General features: G+C 72.5%; 17 protein-coding genes. 13 read left to right on the forward strand and 4 right to left on the reverse strand.

The window, feature by feature from the left end:
- The first annotated feature begins 11 nt into the window (after positions 1-11).
- The 5 genes from ACBI99_RS44505 to whiA all read left to right on the forward strand — a co-directional run bounded on the left by ACBI99_RS44505 (position 12) and on the right by whiA (position 5388).
- Complete coding sequence (locus ACBI99_RS44505; RefSeq protein ID WP_375075270.1) at positions 12-470, forward strand: Rieske (2Fe-2S) protein; 459 nt, start codon at positions 12-14, stop codon at positions 468-470.
- A 125-nt stretch (positions 471-595) separates the two neighbouring features.
- On the forward strand, positions 596-2497 hold the full coding sequence (gene uvrC / locus ACBI99_RS44510) for an excinuclease ABC subunit UvrC (protein WP_375075274.1): 1902 nt from the start codon (positions 596-598) through the stop codon (positions 2495-2497).
- Entirely contained in the window at positions 2494-3363 is an 870-nt protein-coding gene (rapZ, locus tag ACBI99_RS44515; RefSeq protein ID WP_219509921.1) for an RNase adapter RapZ, read from the forward strand. The genes uvrC and rapZ overlap by 4 nt, the downstream gene beginning before the upstream one ends.
- On the forward strand, positions 3360-4337 hold the full coding sequence (gene yvcK / locus ACBI99_RS44520) for a uridine diphosphate-N-acetylglucosamine-binding protein YvcK (RefSeq protein ID WP_357586646.1): 978 nt from the start codon (positions 3360-3362) through the stop codon (positions 4335-4337). The genes rapZ and yvcK overlap by 4 nt, the downstream gene beginning before the upstream one ends.
- A gap of 70 nt (positions 4338-4407) precedes the next feature.
- Positions 4408-5388, forward strand: a complete 981-nt coding sequence (gene whiA / locus ACBI99_RS44525; RefSeq protein ID WP_219509922.1) for a DNA-binding protein WhiA — start codon at positions 4408-4410, stop codon at positions 5386-5388.
- Positions 5389-5412: 24 nt separating this feature from the next.
- Here whiA and ACBI99_RS44530 read toward each other — a convergent pair whose 3' ends face one another.
- On the reverse strand, positions 5413-6066 hold the full coding sequence (locus tag ACBI99_RS44530) for a hypothetical protein (RefSeq protein ID WP_357586648.1): 654 nt from the start codon (positions 6064-6066) through the stop codon (positions 5413-5415).
- A gap of 185 nt (positions 6067-6251) precedes the next feature.
- On the opposite strand from ACBI99_RS44530, the gene gap reads away from it, so the two are divergent.
- From gap to ACBI99_RS44555, 5 genes are all read left to right on the forward strand, one after another.
- A complete protein-coding gene (gene gap / locus ACBI99_RS44535; protein ID WP_219509925.1) occupies positions 6252-7256 on the forward strand; it encodes a type I glyceraldehyde-3-phosphate dehydrogenase in 1005 nt (334 codons plus the stop codon).
- Positions 7257-7322: 66 nt separating this feature from the next.
- Positions 7323-8510, forward strand: a complete 1188-nt coding sequence (locus tag ACBI99_RS44540) for a phosphoglycerate kinase (RefSeq protein ID WP_364169950.1) — start codon at positions 7323-7325, stop codon at positions 8508-8510.
- A gap of 1 nt (position 8511) precedes the next feature.
- Entirely contained in the window at positions 8512-9288 is a 777-nt protein-coding gene (gene tpiA, locus ACBI99_RS44545; protein WP_281427240.1) for a triose-phosphate isomerase, read from the forward strand.
- 99 nt (positions 9289-9387) lie between these two features.
- A complete protein-coding gene (secG, locus tag ACBI99_RS44550) occupies positions 9388-9618 on the forward strand; it encodes a preprotein translocase subunit SecG (RefSeq protein ID WP_049564200.1) in 231 nt (76 codons plus the stop codon).
- Between the two features lie 70 nt (positions 9619-9688).
- Positions 9689-10033, forward strand: a complete 345-nt coding sequence (locus tag ACBI99_RS44555) for an RNA polymerase-binding protein RbpA (RefSeq protein WP_090942943.1) — start codon at positions 9689-9691, stop codon at positions 10031-10033.
- Positions 10034-10086: 53 nt separating this feature from the next.
- Here the strand turns inward: ACBI99_RS44555 and ACBI99_RS44560 are convergent, their stop codons facing one another.
- Both ACBI99_RS44560 and ACBI99_RS44565 read right to left on the reverse strand, forming a co-directional pair.
- Positions 10087-11694, reverse strand: coding sequence for an amidohydrolase (locus ACBI99_RS44560; RefSeq protein WP_375075271.1), 1608 nt, complete (start codon positions 11692-11694; stop codon positions 10087-10089).
- A 27-nt stretch (positions 11695-11721) separates the two neighbouring features.
- A complete protein-coding gene (locus ACBI99_RS44565) occupies positions 11722-13113 on the reverse strand; it encodes an NAD(P)/FAD-dependent oxidoreductase (RefSeq protein WP_375075272.1) in 1392 nt (463 codons plus the stop codon).
- 109 nt (positions 13114-13222) lie between these two features.
- Here ACBI99_RS44565 and ACBI99_RS44570 point away from each other — a divergent pair, with 109 nt between their 5' ends.
- On the forward strand, positions 13223-14251 hold the full coding sequence (locus ACBI99_RS44570; RefSeq protein ID WP_219509933.1) for a GNAT family N-acetyltransferase: 1029 nt from the start codon (positions 13223-13225) through the stop codon (positions 14249-14251).
- On the opposite strand, the gene ACBI99_RS44575 is transcribed toward ACBI99_RS44570, so the two are convergent.
- On the reverse strand, positions 14243-14794 hold the full coding sequence (locus ACBI99_RS44575; RefSeq protein ID WP_219509934.1) for a Clp protease N-terminal domain-containing protein: 552 nt from the start codon (positions 14792-14794) through the stop codon (positions 14243-14245). The two genes, ACBI99_RS44570 and ACBI99_RS44575, sit on opposite strands and share 9 nt — an antisense overlap.
- A 71-nt stretch (positions 14795-14865) precedes the next feature.
- On the opposite strand from ACBI99_RS44575, the gene ACBI99_RS44580 reads away from it, so the two are divergent.
- On the forward strand, positions 14866-15645 hold the full coding sequence (locus ACBI99_RS44580; RefSeq protein WP_375075273.1) for a hypothetical protein: 780 nt from the start codon (positions 14866-14868) through the stop codon (positions 15643-15645).
- A gap of 458 nt (positions 15646-16103) precedes the next feature.
- On the forward strand, positions 16104-16571 hold the full coding sequence (locus ACBI99_RS44585) for a hypothetical protein (protein ID WP_357586654.1): 468 nt from the start codon (positions 16104-16106) through the stop codon (positions 16569-16571).
- Positions 16572-16713 lie beyond the last annotated feature (142 nt).

A 16713-nucleotide genomic window follows, 5' to 3' on the forward strand; every position in this document is an offset into this window, starting at 1 on the left:
GGCTGGCCGGCATGGGACGAGACCTTCAGAGCCGCAGAGCGGTGATCGCCGGGGTGGGCGCGAGTGGCCTGGCCGTGGCCCTGACCGCGTGCGGCGGCGACAGCGGCACGACCGGCGCGACCACCGCCACTACCGCGACCAGCGCGCCCGCCGCGCCCACCGAGTCCGCCGGGAGCGCGCCGCAGGGCGGGCTGGCCAAGACCTCCGACATCCCCGTCGGCGGCGGGACGATCTTCAAGGAGCAGAAGATCGTCATCACCCAGCCGGCGGAGGGCCTGTTCAAGGCGTTCAGCGCCGACTGCACCCACAAGGGCTGCCCGGTCGCGAGCGTGGAGAACGGCACCATCGACTGCCCGTGCCACGGCAGCAAGTTCAAGATCGAGGACGGTTCCGTGGCCCAGGGCCCCGCGACCGAGGCGCTGCCCGCCCGGCAGATCAAAGTCGAAGGCGACCAGATCTCCCTCGCCTGACCCACCCCTGCCCGCCGTGCCTACCCGTCGTGCCCGCCCGTCGTACCCGCCCGGGGGCACGGCGGGTGAGCTTGTCGGTGGCGGCCACTAGGCTGGAAAACGTGGCGAGATCAGCGGGCAGCCCCTTGAGTTTCCGGCCGAAGTCAGGGTCGATCCCCGATTCCCCCGGGGTCTACCGGTTCCGCGACCCCCACGGCCGGGTGATCTACGTCGGCAAGGCCAAGAGCCTGCGCCAGCGGCTCAACTCCTACTTCGCCGACTTCTCCACGCTGCACCCGCGCACCCAGAGCATGCTCACCACCGCCGCCGGCGTCGACTGGACCGTCGTCGGCACCGAGGTCGAGGCGCTGCAGCTCGAATACTCCTGGATCAAGGAGTACGACCCGCGCTTCAACGTCAAGTACCGCGACGACAAGTCCTACCCCTACCTCGCCGTCACCATGGGCGAGGACTTCCCGCGCGTGCAGGTCATGCGCGGCGCCAAGCGCAAGGGCACCCGCTACTTCGGCCCCTACTCCCACGCCTGGGCCATCCGCGAGACCGTCGACCTGCTGCTGCGCGTCTTCCCGGTGCGCACCTGCAGCGCCGGGGTGTTCAAGCGGGCCGGGCAGATCGGCCGGCCCTGCCTGCTCGGCTACATCGACAAGTGCTCGGCGCCGTGCGTGGGCCGCGTCACGCCCGAGGAGCACCGCGACCTCGCCGAGGACTTCTGCGACTTCATGGCGGGCAACACCGGGCGCTTCATCAAGCGCCTGGAGAAGGACATGCGCGAGGCCGCCGCCGAGCAGGAGTACGAGCGCGCCGCCCGGCTGCGCGACGACATCCAGGCGCTCCAGCGGGCGCTGGAGAAGCAGGCGGTCGTGCTCGGCGAGGGCACCGACGCCGACGTCGTGGCGCTCGCCGAGGACCCGCTGGAGGCCGCCGTCCAGGTCTTCTACGTACGCGGCGGGCGCATCAGGGGCCAGCGCGGCTGGGTCGTCGACAAGGTGGAGGAGACCTCGCCGGGCGAGCTCGTCGAGCAGTTCCTGCTGCAGATGTACGCCGAGGCGAGCCCCGAGTCGATGCCCCGCGAGGTGCTCGTCCCGGCGCTGCCGCCCGACGCCGAGGCCGTCGTCGAGCTGCTGTCGGAGCAGCGGCGCGCCCGCGTCGACGTGCGCGTCCCGCAGCGCGGCGACAAGCGCTCGCTCATGGAGACCGTCGAGCGCAACGCCAAGGAGTCGCTCGCCCAGCACAAGGTCCGCCGCGCCGGCGACCTCACCACGCGCAGCAAGGGCCTGCAGGAGATCGCCGACGCGCTCGACCTCGACCAGGCGCCGCTGCGCATCGAGTGCTACGACGTCTCCCACCTGCAGGGCGAGAACGTGGTGGCGTCCATGGTGGTGTTCGAGGACGGCCTGGCCCGCAAGTCCGAATACCGGCGCTTCGCCGTCAAGACCAAGGAAGGCGACGTCGCCTCCATCCACGAGGTGATCCTGCGCCGCTTCCGCCGCTACCTGGAGGAGCGCTCGGCCACGGGCGAGCTGGCGGCCGACGACGGCGCCCACAGCCCCATCGACCCCGAGACGGGCAAGCCGCGCAAGTTCGCCTATCCGCCCAACCTCGTCGTCGTCGACGGCGCCGGGCCGCAGGCCGCCGCCGCCCAGCGGGCGCTCGACGAGCTCGGCATCGACGACGTGGCCGTCGCCGGGCTGGCCAAGCGGCTGGAGGAGGTGTGGCTGCCGGGCGACGACCAGCCGGTCATCATGCCGCGTTCCAGCGAGGGCCTCTACCTGCTGCAACGGGTCAGAGATGAGGCGCACAGGTTCGCCATCACCTACCATCGAGCCAAGAGGTCCAAGACGGTGAAGGAGAGCGCGCTCGACAGCGTGCCCGGTCTCGGCCCGGCTCGCCGCCAGGCCCTGCTCCGGCACTTCGGCTCCGTCAAGAAGCTGCGCGAGGCCACCGCGGACGAGATCCGCGAGGTCCCGGGCATCGGCCCGGCCACCGCCGAGGTGATCGTGTCGACCCTGAAGGGGGAGAGTCAGTGAAGTCCACCGAGCCGGCGTTCGTCATCGTCACCGGCATGTCGGGGGCCGGGCGGAGCACCGCCGCCAAGGCCCTGGAGGACCTCGGCTGGTTCGTCATCGACAACCTGCCGCCGGGGCTGCTGTTCGCCATGGCGGAGGAGGCGGGCAAGGTCAAGCTGGCCGCCGACAAGGTGGCCGCCGTCGTCGACGTGCGCAGCCTGGCGTTCACCACCGACCTCAACGCCGCCATCGAGGAGCTGCTCGGCCGCGGCGTCCGGGTGCGCGTGGTGTTCCTGGAGGCCAGCGACGAGGAGCTGGTGCGCCGCTTCGAGGCCGTGCGCCGCCCCCACCCGCTGCAGGGCGAGGGCCGGCTGGTCGACGGCATCACCCGCGAGCGCGGCATCCTGCGCGAGGTGCGGGCCAACGCCGACCTCGTCATCGACACCAGCGCCCACAACGTGCACGAGCTGCGCAACAAGATCGTGGCCTACTTCGGCGGCGAGGACCGGCCGGGCCTGCGGGTCAACGTCGTCTCCTTCGGCTACAAGTACGGCCTGCCCGTCGACGCCGACCTGGTCGTCGACTGCCGGTTCCTGCCCAACCCGCACTGGGTGCCCGAGCTGCGGCCGATGAACGGCACCGACGCGCCCGTCCGCGACTACGTGCTGGGCCAGCCCGGCGCCAAGGAGTTCCTCGACGCCTACGAGGAGGTGCTGCGCGTCATCGCCGGCGGCTACTCGCGCGAGGGCAAGAGCTACGCCACGCTCGCCGTGGGCTGCACCGGCGGCAAGCACCGCAGCGTCGCCATGGCCGAGCAGGTCGCCTCCCGGCTGCGCGACCGGGGCATGGAGGTCCAGGTCAGCCACCGGGATGTGGGCCGGGAGTGACGGATGAGGGCTTCGCCGATCCGCTGAGCGGCATCGACTTAGAGACGGGCCCGCGGGTCGTGGCGCTGGGCGGCGGCCACGGCCTCTACGCCGCGCTGTCGGCGCTGCGCGCGGTGACCGACGCGCTGACCGCCATCGTCACCGTCGCCGACGACGGCGGCTCCAGCGGCCGGCTGCGCCGCGAGCTGGGCGTGCTGCCGCCCGGCGACCTGCGCATGGCGCTGGCCGCCCTGTGCGGCGACGACGAGTGGGGCAGCACCTGGAGCGAGGTCGTCCAGCACCGCTTCCGCAGCGAGGGCGAGCTGCACGGCCACGCCGTCGGCAACCTGCTCATCGTCGCGCTGTGGGAGCTCCTCGGCGACCCCGTCGCCGGGCTCGACTGGGTGGGCCGGCTGCTCGGCGCGCACGGCCGGGTGCTGCCGATGGCCTCGGTGCCGCTCGACATCGTCGCCGAGGTGGAGCTCGACGGCGTCGTCTCCACGGTGCGCGGCCAGGTGGCGTGCGCGCTCACGCCCGGCCGCGTGCGGGCCATCTCCCTGGTGCCCGAGGACCCGCCCGCGCGGCCCGAGGCCGTCGAGGCGGTGCTGGAGGCCGACTGGGTGGTGTTCGGGCCCGGCTCGTGGTTCACCAGCGTGCTGCCGCACCTCAAGGTGCCCGAGCTGGCCCGCGCGCTGCACCGCACCGAGGCCCGCAGGCTGGTCACGCTCAACCTCGCGCCGCAGCCGGGCGAGACCGACGACTTCTCCCCCCAGCAGCACCTGGAGGTCCTGCGGCGGCACGCCCCCGAGCTCTCCCTCGACGTCGTCCTCGCCGACACCGGCGTGGTCGACGACCCCGCCGCGCTGGAGAAGGCCGCCGCCGCGTTCGGCGCCCGGCTGGTTCTGGCCGACGTCGCCGCCCGCGACGGCTCGCCGAGGCACGATGCACGACGTCTTGCCTCCGTCCTGGACGAGATTTTCCTCCAGAAGCGTTGATCCTGGTCGGCGTGGCGAGAAGGTGCGAGAGACTGCTAGGACCGGTCTGATGGGGGAGGACTAAACGCTTATGGCAATGACGGGTGTGGTCAAGGACGAGCTGAGCCGGCTGCCGGTGCTCAAGCCCTGCTGCCGCAAGGCGGAGGTGTCCACGCTGCTGCGCTTCGCCAGCGGCCTGCACCTCGTGGGCGGGCGCATCGTGATCGAGGCCGAGCTCGACACCAACGCGACCGCGCGGCGGCTCATCAAGGACATCGGCGAGGTGTTCGGCCACAAGGCGGAGGTGCTGGTGCTCGCGCCGGCCGGGCTGCGCAAGGGATCACGTTACGTGGTCCGCGTCTACCGCGACGGCGAGGCGCTGGCCCGCCAGACCGGGCTGATCGACAACCACGGACGGCCCGTGCGCGGCCTGCCCCGGCAGGTGGTCGCGGGGGCGGCCTGCGACGCCGAGGCGGCCTGGCGCGGCGCGTTCCTGGCCCACGGCTCGCTCACCGAGCCGGGCCGGTCGATGTCGCTGGAGGTCACCTGCCCCGGCCCGGAGGCGGCGCTGGCCCTGGTCGGCTCGGCCCGGCGGCTGAAGATCCACGCCAAGGCGCGCGAGGTGCGCGGCGTCGACCGGGTCGTGGTCCGCGACGGCGACGCCATCAGCGCCCTGCTCACCCGTCTCGGCGCCCACGACAGCGTGCTCGCCTGGGAGGAGCGGCGGATGCGCCGCGAGGTCCGGGCCACCGCCAACCGGCTGGCCAACTTCGACGACGCCAACCTGCGCCGCTCGGCCCGCGCCGCCGTCGCCGCCGGCGCCCGCGTGCAGCGCGCCCTGGAGATCCTCGGCGACGAGGCGCCGGACCACCTCGTGGTGGCCGGACGGCTGCGGGTGGAGCACAAGCAGGCGTCCCTGGAGGAGCTCGGCCAGATCGCCGACCCGCCGCTGACCAAGGACGCGATCGCGGGCCGCATCCGGCGGCTGCTCGCCATGGCCGACAAGCGCGCCTCCGACCTCGGCATCCCCAACACCGAGGCCAATCTCACGGTCGAGATGCTCTCCTCCTGACGTCCCCCGTACGGGACCGCCGGGTCACGTCGCGTCGCGGTCGGGCGGCGTGAAGAGGCTGGGCGGGGTGGTGGCCGGCTTGGCCGCCTGCAGGGGCTCGAAGGGAGCCCGGTACTCGGGCTCCTCCCCCTCCTCGGGCTTCTCGGGCTTCTCGGCGGCCGCCGCCGCCCTGGCCTTCCTGCGCAGGCGCAGGACGCGTACGAGGACGAGCAGGAAGGCGGGCAGGGCCGCGGCGGCCACCACCGCGGGGATCTGCCACGACCGATACAGCTGCGGCCAGACGAGGGCGGCGGCGTCGGGCAGTGCGGCCAGGAAGTCCTCGAGCGGGAGAAGCGGCGGCTTCCACGGCTCCGAGGCCGGCGTGTAGGCGAAATACTCGGGGACCGCCGCCGTGCTCGCGATCGCGCCGGCCACGACGGCCCCGGCCGCGTACAGGGCCGCCACGAGCGGGAGCACGAGGGCGCGCGGGCGGATCAGGCAGATCGCCGCGCCGACCAGGAGACCGGCGACCAGGGCGATCCCGGCGGACAGCGGGACGCCGTCGCCGAAGGCGCGCACGGCCTCGGGAACGAGGTCGCCGTCGTAGAGGAAGGCCGCCGCGACGCCGGCCGCGCACAGCAGCATCGCGATGAAGCCGATGATCAGGCCGGACAGCAGGCCGGATCGGTGTTGTGACATCTCAGCCCCCAGAGAATGCCTGAATTTACTCCGACGAGTCGGGCACTTTACTCGAACCTCACAAATTGTGCTTACCGAACCTCGATTCTCCAGGCGGGGGTGGCAGTGGTCTAAACCAATTTGGTTCCGATAGGGTTCGAGAGTTGAGGTATCAGCCCGTCATCACGTACGAGGAGATCGGTTCCGTGAGCATCCGCGTAGGCGTCAACGGCTTCGGCCGCATCGGTCGCAACTTCTGGCGCGCGGTCGCCGCCAGTGGCAAGGACATCGAGATCGTCGCGGTCAACGACCTGACCGACAACGCGACGCTGGCCCACCTGCTCAAGTACGACAGCATCCTGGGCCGCCTGCCGTACGAGGTGAAGGCCTCCAGCGACGAGATCACCGTCGACGGCAAGGCCATCAAGGTGTTCGAGGAGCGCGACCCGGGCAAGCTGCCGTGGGGCGACCTCGGGGTCGACGTGGTGGTCGAGTCGACCGGCCTGTTCACCGACGCCAACAAGGCCCGGGTGCACGCCGAGAACGGCGCCAAGAAGGTCATCATCTCCGCCCCGGCGAAGAACGAGGACGTCACCATCGTCATGGGCGTCAACCACGACTCCTACGACCCGGCCCAGCACACGATCATCTCCAACGCCTCCTGCACCACCAACTGCCTGGCCCCGATGGCCAAGGTCATCCACGACACCTTCACCATCGAGAAGGGTCTGATGACCACCATCCACGCCTACACGCAGGACCAGAACCTGCAGGACGGCCCGCACAAGGACCTGCGCCGCGCCCGCGCCGCCGCGCTCAACGTGGTGCCCACCTCCACCGGCGCCGCCAAGGCGATCGGCCTGGTGCTGCCGGAGCTCAAGGGCAAGCTCGACGGCTTCGCGATGCGCGTGCCGATCCCCACGGGCTCGGCCACCGACCTGACCGTCGAGGTCGGCCGCGACGTCACCGTCGAAGAGGTCAACGCCGCGCTCAAGGCCGCCGCCGAGGGCCCGCTCAAGGGCGTCCTGACCTACACCGAGGACGAGATCGTCTCCTCCGACATCGTCACCGACCCGGCCTCCTGCATCTTCGACGCCGGCCTCACCAAGGTGATCGGCAACCAGGTCAAGGTCGTCGGCTGGTACGACAACGAGTGGGGCTACTCCAACCGCCTCGTCGACCTCATCCAGCTGGTGGGCGCGGACATCTGACCGATTCCGGAGCGAAGCGGGGCCGTCCGCCCGGGCGGCCCGCGCGCCTCCGCAGAAGGAGCACAGTTGCGGACGATCGACGATCTCGATGTGAAGGGACGGCGCGTGCTGGTGCGCGCCGACCTGAACGTGCCGCTCGACGGCGAGACGATCACCGACGACGGGCGCATCCGCGCGTCGGTGCCCACCATCCAGGAGCTGGCCGGACGCGGCGCGAAGGTCGTCGTCTGCGCCCACCTGGGGCGGCCCAAGGGCGAGGCCAACCCGAAATACTCCCTGCGGCCCGTCGCGGCCCGCCTGGGCGAGCTGCTCGGTCAGGAGGTGGCCTTCGCCTCCGACGTGGTCGGCGACAGCGCCCAGGCCACCGTGCAGGGCCTCCAGGAGGGCCAGGTGGCCCTGCTGGAGAACCTGCGCTACGAGCCGGGCGAGGAGTCCAAGGACGACGCGGCCCGCCGCGCGTTCGCCGAGAGGCTGGCCGCGCTCGCCGACCTCTACGTCGGTGACGGCTTCGGTGCCGTGCACCGCAAGCACGCCAGCGTCTACGACGTGCCGGCGCTGCTGCCGCACGCCGCGGGCGGGCTGGTCGTGGCCGAGGTGGACGTGCTGAGACGGCTCACCGAGGACACCGAGCGCCCCTACGTGGTCGTGCTCGGCGGCGCCAAGGTCAGCGACAAGCTCGGCGTCATCGCCAACCTGCTGACCAAGGTCGACCGGCTGCTCATCGGCGGCGGCATGGCCTACACCTTCCTCAAGGCCCAGGGCCACGAGGTCGGCGGGTCGCTGCTGCAGGAGGACCAGCTCGACCAGGTGCGCGGCTTCCTCGACGAGGCCGGCCGGCGCGGCGTCGACCTGGTGCTGCCCGTCGACGTGCTGGCGGCCACGCACTTCGCCGCCGACGCCCCGCACGAGGCGGTCGCGGCCACGGCCATCCCGGCCGACCGCGAGGGCCTCGACATCGGGCCCGAGACCCGCGAGCTGTTCGCCGCCAAGCTGGCCGACGCCAAGACCGTCTTCTGGAACGGCCCGATGGGCGTGTTCGAGTTCGACGCGTTCTCCGGCGGCACCCGGGCGGTGGCCGAGGCCCTGATCGGAGCCGACGCCTTCACCGTGGTCGGCGGCGGCGACTCGGCGGCCGCGGTGCGTAAGCTGGGCCTGCCCGAGGACGGCTTCTCCCACATCTCCACCGGGGGCGGGGCCAGCCTTGAATATCTGGAGGGCAAGACGCTCCCCGGACTCGCCGCCCTGGAGGACTGACTTGAGAAAGCCGCTCATCGCCGGCAACTGGAAGATGAACCTCAACCACCTCGAGGCGATCGCGCTGGTCCAGAAGCTGGCCTTCGCGCTCGGCGACAAGGACTTCGACCGCGTCGAGGTGGCCGTCCTGCCCCCGTTCACCGACCTGCGCAGCGTGCAGACGCTCATCGACGGCGACAAGCTGCGCATCGTGCACGGCGGCCAGGACCTGTCCCCGCACGACGCGGGCGCCTACACCGGTGAGGTGTCGGGCGTGATGCTCGCCAAGCTGGGGTGCACGTTCGTCGCCGTCGGCCACTCCGAGCGGCGGCAGTACCACCACGAGGACGACGACCTGGTCAACGCCAAGGTGCTGGCCGCGCTGCGCCACTCGCTGACGCCGATCCTGTGCGTGGGCGAGGGCCTGGAGGTGCGCCAGGCGGGCGGTCACATCGCGCACACGCTGGCCCAGCTCGACGGAGCCCTGCGCAAGGTCTCCGCCGAGCAGGCACAATCGATGGTGGTGGCCTACGAGCCGGTGTGGGCGATCGGCACCGGCGAGGTGGCCACCCCCGAGGACGCCCAGGAGGTCTGCGGGGCGCTGCGGGTGCGACTCGCGGAGCTCTACAACCCCGAAGTGGCCTCGGCGGTCCGTATCCTTTACGGTGGCTCGGTCAAGTCGGGAAACATCGCAGGGATCATGGCTCAGCCGGATGTCGACGGCGCCCTCGTGGGAGGGGCCAGCATCGACGCCGCGGAGTTCGTGAAGATCTGCCGTTTCACCGATATGCCCGGCTAACTCAGCCGTTCTGGGGGTGCGACTTGACACGAGGCCGTACCCTCAAGAGGCAAGTTTGAATCGTCACGCGTACCAGACCATTGAAGGAACAGGCATACCGTGGAACTCGGAATCTCCATCGCCCTCATCCTGACGAGCCTGCTCATGATCTTGCTCGTCCTGCTCCACAAGGGCAAGGGTGGCGGCCTGTCTGACATGTTCGGCGGCGGTTTCTCGTCGAACTTCGGTGGTTCCTCGGTGGTGGAGCGCAACCTCGACCGGCTCACCGTCATCACGGGCGTCGTCTGGTTCGTCTGCATCATCGCTCTGGGCCTGCTCGTCAGGCCCTGAGACAAGCGACAACGCGTGACAGTGATTCTCCCCCCGTGTCACACGGGGCGATCGAGCGAGGAGTTCATCCGTGGGTAGTGGCAACGCGATCCGTGGCAGCCGTGTCGGCGCCGGCCCTATGGGGGAGGCCGAGCGCGGCGAGGCAGCTCCGAGAGTGCGGGTCTCGTTCTGGTGCGCCAACATGCATGAGACGCGCCCCAGCTTCGCCAGTGACGCGGCGGTCCCCGAGCTGTGGGACTGCCCGCGTTGCGGCCTCCCGGCCGGCCAGGACGAGGAGGCCCCGCCTGCTCCGCCGAAGAACGAGCCGTACAAGACGCATCTGGCCTACGTGAAGGAGCGCCGGAGCGACAAGGACGGCAAGGCGATCCTCGAGGAAGCGCTGGAGCGCCTGCGCAACAACAAGTCCCCTTGGTAGCGGGCTGACGTGAAAGGGCCCCGGCGGTTCTCCCGCCGGGGCCCTTTCGTCGTTCAGGCCCGTTCGTGGACGGCGACGCCGTCGACGAACGTCATCCGCACCCGCGTCGTCCAGATGTCCTTCTCCGGCAGCGTGAACGGGTCGCGGTCGAGCACCACCAGGTCGGCCGGGCGGCCCGGCTCGATCACCCCGGCGGGCGAGCGGTTGATCCACGCCGAGCCCGCCGTGTACGCGGTCAGCGCGGTCGCCAGGTCGATGCGCTGATCGGGCAGGAACGGCGTCTGCGCCGTCGGGTAGCCCGCGTGCACCGAACCGCCCGGCTCGGTCCGGTTGACGGCCACGTGCATGCCCTGCAGCGGGTCGGCGTCCGACACCGGCCAGTCGCTGCCCGCGCAGAACCGGGTGCCGTGCGCCAGCAGGTCCGCGAACGGGTACTGCCACGACGAGCGCGGCTCGCCCAGGAACGGCAGCGTCAGCTCGTCCATCTGCGCGTGGTGGGTGGCCCACAGCGGCTGCAGGTTGGCCGTGACGCCCAGCGCGGCGAAGCGCGGCACGTCCGACGGCTCGATGATCTGCAGGTGCGCGATGTGGTGACGGTTGGCCGGATCGGTGCCCTCGAAGCTGTCGAGCGCCTCGCGCACCGCCCGCTCGCCGATCGCGTGGAAGTGGACCTGGAAGCCCAGCCGGTCCAGCTCGGCCACGTACTCCTTCAGTTTGACCGGGTCCACGTACGACAGTCCCGTGCCGCCGCAGCGGCAGTAGGGCTCCAGGGTGGCGGCGGTGAAGTTCTCCGTGATGCCGTCCTGCATGATCTTGACCGAGCCGGCCGCGAACCGGTCCAGGCCCTCGGCCGACGCCCGGCGCTCCACCAGGCTCTCGATCTGGTCCAGGCCGCGGGTCCTGTCCCACCACAGGGCGCCCACCACGCGGGCCCGTAGCCGCCCTGAGCGGGCCGCCGACAGGTAGGTGGGCAACTGGTCGTCGGAGCCCGCGTACGAGCCCACGATGGCGTCCTGCCAGCCGGTGATGCCCAGCGAGAACAGGTGCGCCTCCGCCTCGGCCAGCGCGGCGTCCAGGTCGGCGGCCGTCGGGCGGGGCGTGAGCAGGCCCACCAGGTCCATCGCGCCCTCGTGCAGCACGCCCGTCGGGGTGCCGTCGGGGTCGCGTTCGATCCGCCCGTCGGCCGGGTCGGGCGTGTCGCGGGTGATCCCGGCCAGCTCCAGCGCCCGGCTGTTGACCCAGGCGGCGTGGTGGTCGCGCTGGATCAGGTAGGCGGGCCGGTCCAGGAAGTCGAGCTGCTCCCTGCGGGGCAGCCCGCCCGGGAACGCCGACATGTCCCAGCCACCGCCGTCGATCCACTCCTTGCCGGGATTGGCGGCGGCATACGCACGGACTGCCGCGAGGTAGGCGTCCAGCCCGAACACCTCGGCCAGGTCGCACCTGGCGCGTTCCAGGCCCGCCTGCACCGGGTGCAGGTGGGCGTCGGTGAAGCCCGGCACCAGCAGGCCGCCGCCGAGGTCCACCGTCTCGTGGGAGGGCGCCAGCCGGGCCAGCTCCCGTTCGGCGCCCACGGCCGCCACGACGCCGTCGCGCACCAGCACCGCCTCGGTGAAGGCGCCCGTCGCGGTGAACACGCGCCCGCCCCGGAACAGCACGCTCATGGAAGATCTCCTATCTGGCAGGGATGGTCAGTGACCGGTGATCAGGTCGGCGAAGCGAGCCAGGACCGAGGTGCGCGGCATCGACCGCTCCCGCTGGTCGGCCATCCGGTAGAGGCGGTACATGCTGTGCACGCCCAGCCAGCGCAGCGGCTCGGGTTCCCACGCGCGCACCTTGCGCCCCACCCACGGCAGCGCCGTCAGCTCGGTCTCCTCGCCCAGCACCAGGTCGCGCAGGGTCCGGCCGGCCAGGTTCGTGGTGGTGACGCCGTGGCCGGTGTAGCCGCCCGCCCAGCCGAGCCCGGTCGCCGGGTCCACGTGGACGGTCGAGCACCAGTCGCGCGGCACCGCCAGCACGCCCGACCAGGCGTGGGCGACGGAGGACGAGCGGGCCGCCGGGAAGAAGTCGACCAGCAGGTCCCACAGCGCCTCGACGGTCCACTCGTGCGTGTGGCCGCGGGCGTCGACGCGCGAGCCGTACAGGTAGGGCCGGCCGCGCCCGCCGAACGCGATGCGGTCGTCGGCGGTGCGCTGGGCGTACATGTAGTAGTGGGCCAGGTCGCCGAGCAGCTCCGCGCCCTCCCAGCCGACCGACTCCCAGAACCAGGCCGGCAGCGGCTCGGTGACGATCATCGAGCTGTTCATCGGCAGCCACTGCCGCCGCAGCCCCTCCATCCGCGCCGTGAAGCCCTCGGTGGCGCGGAGCACGTGCCCGGCCCGCACGGTCCCGTACGGCGTCTCCGCCCGGTGCGGCGCGATGCGGGTGACGGGCGTGCGCTCGTAGATCGTCACGCCGAGGTCGCGCACCACCCGGGCCAGGCCCTGGGCCAGCTTGGCGGGCTGGATGCGCGCGCAGTGCGGGCTCCAGGTGGCGCTCACGGCCCCCGCCACCCTGAGGTGGGCGTCCGGGTCGACCAGGCGCAGGTCCTCCTCGGTGATGCCCCAGGCGCGGGACTCGGCCACCGAGGCGCGCAGCCGGGCGGCCTGCGCGGTGGAGCGGGCCACGTTGACGACGCCGCCCTTGACGATGTCGGCGTCGATGCCCTCCTTCTCGCACACCGCGATGACCTCGTCGACCGAGGAGAACATCTCCCGCTGCAGCCGCCGGGCGGCGTCGCGGCCGTGGGTGCGGGCGTAGCGCGCGTGCGAGCCCGCCAGGTCGCCCGTCAGCCAGCCGCCGTTGCGGCCCGAGGCGCCGAACCCGGCGAACTCCTGCTCCAGCACCACCACGTCGAGCGACGGGCGGGCCCGCTTGAGGTAGTAGGCCGTCCACAGCCCCGTGTAGCCGGCGCCGACGATGACGACGTCCGCCTCGCGGTCGCCGTCGAGCCTGGGACCGGGGGCGGGAACGCCCGAGGAGCGGTACCAGAAGGACACGTCGCCATTGACGAACCCGGACGACAGGGGAACATGCACGCTCATGGGGCCATATCCTGCTATATCCGGAGAAGGTGTCGCATCTCGCCACGAATTCCGTGATGGAAACACGACGTTAGCGGCAACGTAACAGCGACCCCGCATCCTTCTTCGTATGGGACTCCTGCGCATCCGCACCACGGTCGACGAACGCCCGGGACGGCTCGCCTCGCTCGCCGCCGCCCTGGCCGCCCGGGGCGGCAACATCCTCGGCCTGAGCGTACAACCCGACGTCGACGGCACCGTCGACGAGTTCGTCGCCGACATCCCGGCCACCCCCGAGAACGTGCGCGAGGCCCTGGAGGCGGCGGGCGGGCGCCGCGTCCGGGTCGTCGCCGCCACCGCCCACGAGCTGACCGACGAGCCCACCCGGGCGCTGCTGCTGGCCTCCCGGCTGCGGGCCGCGCCCTGGCGGCTGCCCGAGCTGCTCGCCGAGCTGCTGCGCGCCGACGACGCCCGGTGGATCTACGGCGAACCCGCGAACGACCTGCCCGACCCGACCCGGCTCGTGGTGCCCGTCGCCGCCCGGCGGTCGGTCCGGCTGCGCCGCGCCGGGCTGCCCTTCACGCTGACCGAGGCCGCCAGGGCCGCCGCGTTCGCCCGGCTCGTCCAGCCGCCGGCCGGCCCCGACGGCAAGCCGGCCGAGCGCCCCGTCAGGCTCGCCGACGGCGCCGAGATCGCCGTCCGCCCGCTCACCTCCCTCTACCGCGAGGCCGTACGCGACCTGCACGACAGGTGCTCGCCCGAGACGCGCAGGTTCCGCTACTTCACCTCGATGCCCGAGCTGCCGCCGCGCGTGTTCGACCGGCTCTGCGACCGCGCCCGCGGCCACTCCGTGGTGGCGGCCGACGACGGGCAGGTGGTCGCGCTGGCCAGCCTGATGTTCACCGCCGACCCCGGCATCGCCGAGCTCGCGCTGCTCGTCGAGGACCGCTGGCAGGGGCGCGGCCTGGGCACGGCCCTGGCCAGGGCGCTGGTGTGCGCCGCGCGCGACCTGGGCTACGCCGAGGTCAGGGCCGGCATGCTAGCCGACAACGCGCGCATGCGCCGGCTGATGCTCGGACTCGGCGCCACGCTCTCCCGCACCGAGGACCCCGCCGTGGTGGAGGCCAGGCTGGCCGTGGGGGCGCTGGCGTCAGTCTGAGCCGGTCCGCCGGATGCCGAGATGGCGTTCGATGCGCTCCAGGCTCTCCTCGATGCGGGCCAGCCGCCCGGCCAGCTCCGGGGCGCTCACCGGCGACGCGTCGCCGGGCGGCTCCCGGCGCCCCACCTCTTCCAGCACGCGCTGCCGTACCTCATCCGGGTCGGCGCCCGCGGCGGCCAGCGCGCGGAGCACCGGCGCGTCGCCGTCGCGCAGCAGCCCGAGCAGGACGTGCCCGGTGCCGATGAAGTCGTGCCGCCGCTCCAGCGCCTCACGCAGCGACAGCTCCAGCACCCTCTTCGCCCGGGCCGTGAACGGCGCGTGCCCGGCCGGGTCCCGGCGCGGCTCCTCGGCCTCCACACAGGCCCGTACGCCCTCCAGCGACACGCCGCACTCGGCCAGCACCCGCGCCGCCGGACCCTCGCCCTCCCGGACGAGCCCCAGCAGGAGATGCCCGGTGCCGATGGCGCCGTGACGCATCGCCCGCGCCTCCTCCCGGGCGAGGACGACGACCTGGCGGCTGCTCTCGGTGAAGCGCTCGAACACGGGGGCCTCCGTTCGAGTGGGCTGCCTCCACTATGCGCTACGAACCAGCCCGGGCGGGGTATCCCCCTTGTGTGGATCTCGAGGAGGTCACCGGCAGGCTGTACGGGCTCGCGCCCGCCGACTTCACCGCCGCCCGCACCGCCGAGGCCCGCGCGGCCAAGGACGCGGGCGACGCCGCGCTGGCCCGGGAGATCGGCAAGCTGCGCAAGCCCACGATGTCGGCGTGGGCCGTCAACCGGATCTCCCGCGAGCACCCCGACGCCCTGGAGGAGCTGCTGGAGCTCGGCCAGGAGCTGCGCGACGCCTGGCAGGAGCACGACGCCGACGCGCTCGCCGAACTGACCCGGCGCCGCGGCGAGGTCACCGGGCGGGTCGCCGGGCTGGTCCGCGACGAGCTGTCGCCCGCCGCCGCCACCGAGGTGGACCAGACGCTCGACGCCGCCGTCGTGGACGCCGGAGCCGCCGACGAGGTGCGGCGCGGCCGGCTCGCCAAGCCGCTGCGCTACAGCGGCTTCGCCCCGGCGCCCGCCCCCGCCGGCCGCCCCCCTGGCCGCCGCCGCAAACCCGGCACCCAGGCGGACGAGACGGCCGAGGCCGACGCGGCGCGCCGCCGCGCCGAGACCGAGGCCAGGAAGACCAAGGAGCGCAAGGTGGCCGAGGCGGCCCACCGCGAGTGGAGCCAGGCCCTGGAGGAGGCCGAACGCGACCACGCCGAACGGGCCGACAAGGTCGCCCGCCTGGAGGCGAAGCTCGCCAAGGCCCGCAAACGCCTCGCCGAGACGGCCCAGCGCCTCGAAGTCACCCGCCGCGAAGAACGCCACGCCCGCCAACGCCTCCCCGACCACACCTGACCGCACTTTCCGCCCACAGCGGCCCCACGACCTCCACCGATGGCGGCCCCACGACCTCCACCCACAGCGGCCCCACTCCCGTCCCTGGCGAAACACCAAGGGTGGCCGCAGGGGGAGGCAGGGGAGGCCGCGCGAGGTCTTCCGGAGAGGCCCGCGCCGCGTGCGTGCCGCGAGGGAGGCCACGCGAGCCTCGGGAGGGGCCGGTTGTGTGCGTGCTCTGAGGTCCACCGACGGTGGCCGCAAGGGCGGGGGAGGCACCCGGGGTCCTCCAGGAGGGCCCGCCGCGTGTGTGCCGTGAGGTCCGCGGGAGGTGGCCGCGGGGGCGAGGCGAGGTAGCTCGCGTGTGTGGCGCGGGACCCCTCGGAAGGAGGGCGCGGAGGCAAGGCAGGTCGCTGTCCTCCGAAGAGGGCCGTCCCGGCCGACCGCGCGATCCTCGGGTGCCGGGTGCCGGGTGCCGGGTGCCGGGTGCCGGGTACGACCGCCCCGTCTCGGACGGGGCGGCACCCCTCTTCACCCGCATCATGCACGACCGGCCGTACGCGGGCGGCATCCGCCGCACCTGGCTGCTCCAGGGCGACCGATGCGCCATCCAGGTCACGTTCGCCCACGTCCCCATCCCGCTCGTGTCCGGGTCCAAGCTCGGGTGGGAGGCCATCATCTTCGGCTACCACTCCCAGGCCCCGCAGAGCCCCGGCGAGCAGCCGCACACCAACGACTGCCCGTACGTCGAGGGCGGCGTCTGCCACTTCGAGGGCACCGAGGCCCGCGCCGCCTGGCTCATGGTCCAGTGGGTCGCGGCCAACTACGACGACGACGTCATCTGGGCCGCCGCCGAACGGGCCTACCGGGAACTGTTCGTGGAGCCGATCGACTTCGTGGAGTGGATGGTCCGCGAAGTCGGCGACATCAGGCCGGACACCCTGTGACGACCTCCCCTAGGAGCAACGCCGTTCAGTTAGGGCTGGGGTCGTGGCGTCAAGGGCTGGCCCGGAGCATGTTGATGCTGATGGTGGCTTTGTAGGTGGTCCGGTCGATGGCGGGTCCGCGGGCGTTGTATTTGGAGATCGC

The sequence above is a fragment of the Nonomuraea sp. ATR24 genome (assembly GCF_041950485.1).
Lineage (GTDB): Bacteria > Actinomycetota > Actinomycetes > Streptosporangiales > Streptosporangiaceae > Nonomuraea > Nonomuraea ceibae.

What these genes read in the sequence shown, in the direction of transcription:
- ACBI99_RS44505 (WP_375075270.1), top strand. Translation starts at nt 12, where the DNA reads ATGGGACGAGACCTTCAGAGCCGCAGAGCGGTGATCGCCGGGGTGGGC.
- whiA (WP_219509922.1), top strand. Translation starts at nt 4,408, where the DNA reads ATGGCAATGACGGGTGTGGTCAAGGACGAGCTGAGCCGGCTGCCGGTG.
- ACBI99_RS44530 (WP_357586648.1), bottom strand. Translation starts at nt 6,066, where the DNA reads ATGTCACAACACCGATCCGGCCTGCTGTCCGGCCTGATCATCGGCTTC.
- ACBI99_RS44560 (WP_375075271.1), bottom strand. Translation starts at nt 11,694, where the DNA reads ATGAGCGTGCTGTTCCGGGGCGGGCGCGTGTTCACCGCGACGGGCGCC.
- ACBI99_RS44565 (WP_375075272.1), bottom strand. Translation starts at nt 13,113, where the DNA reads ATGAGCGTGCATGTTCCCCTGTCGTCCGGGTTCGTCAATGGCGACGTG.
- ACBI99_RS44570 (WP_219509933.1), top strand. Translation starts at nt 13,223, where the DNA reads ATGGGACTCCTGCGCATCCGCACCACGGTCGACGAACGCCCGGGACGG.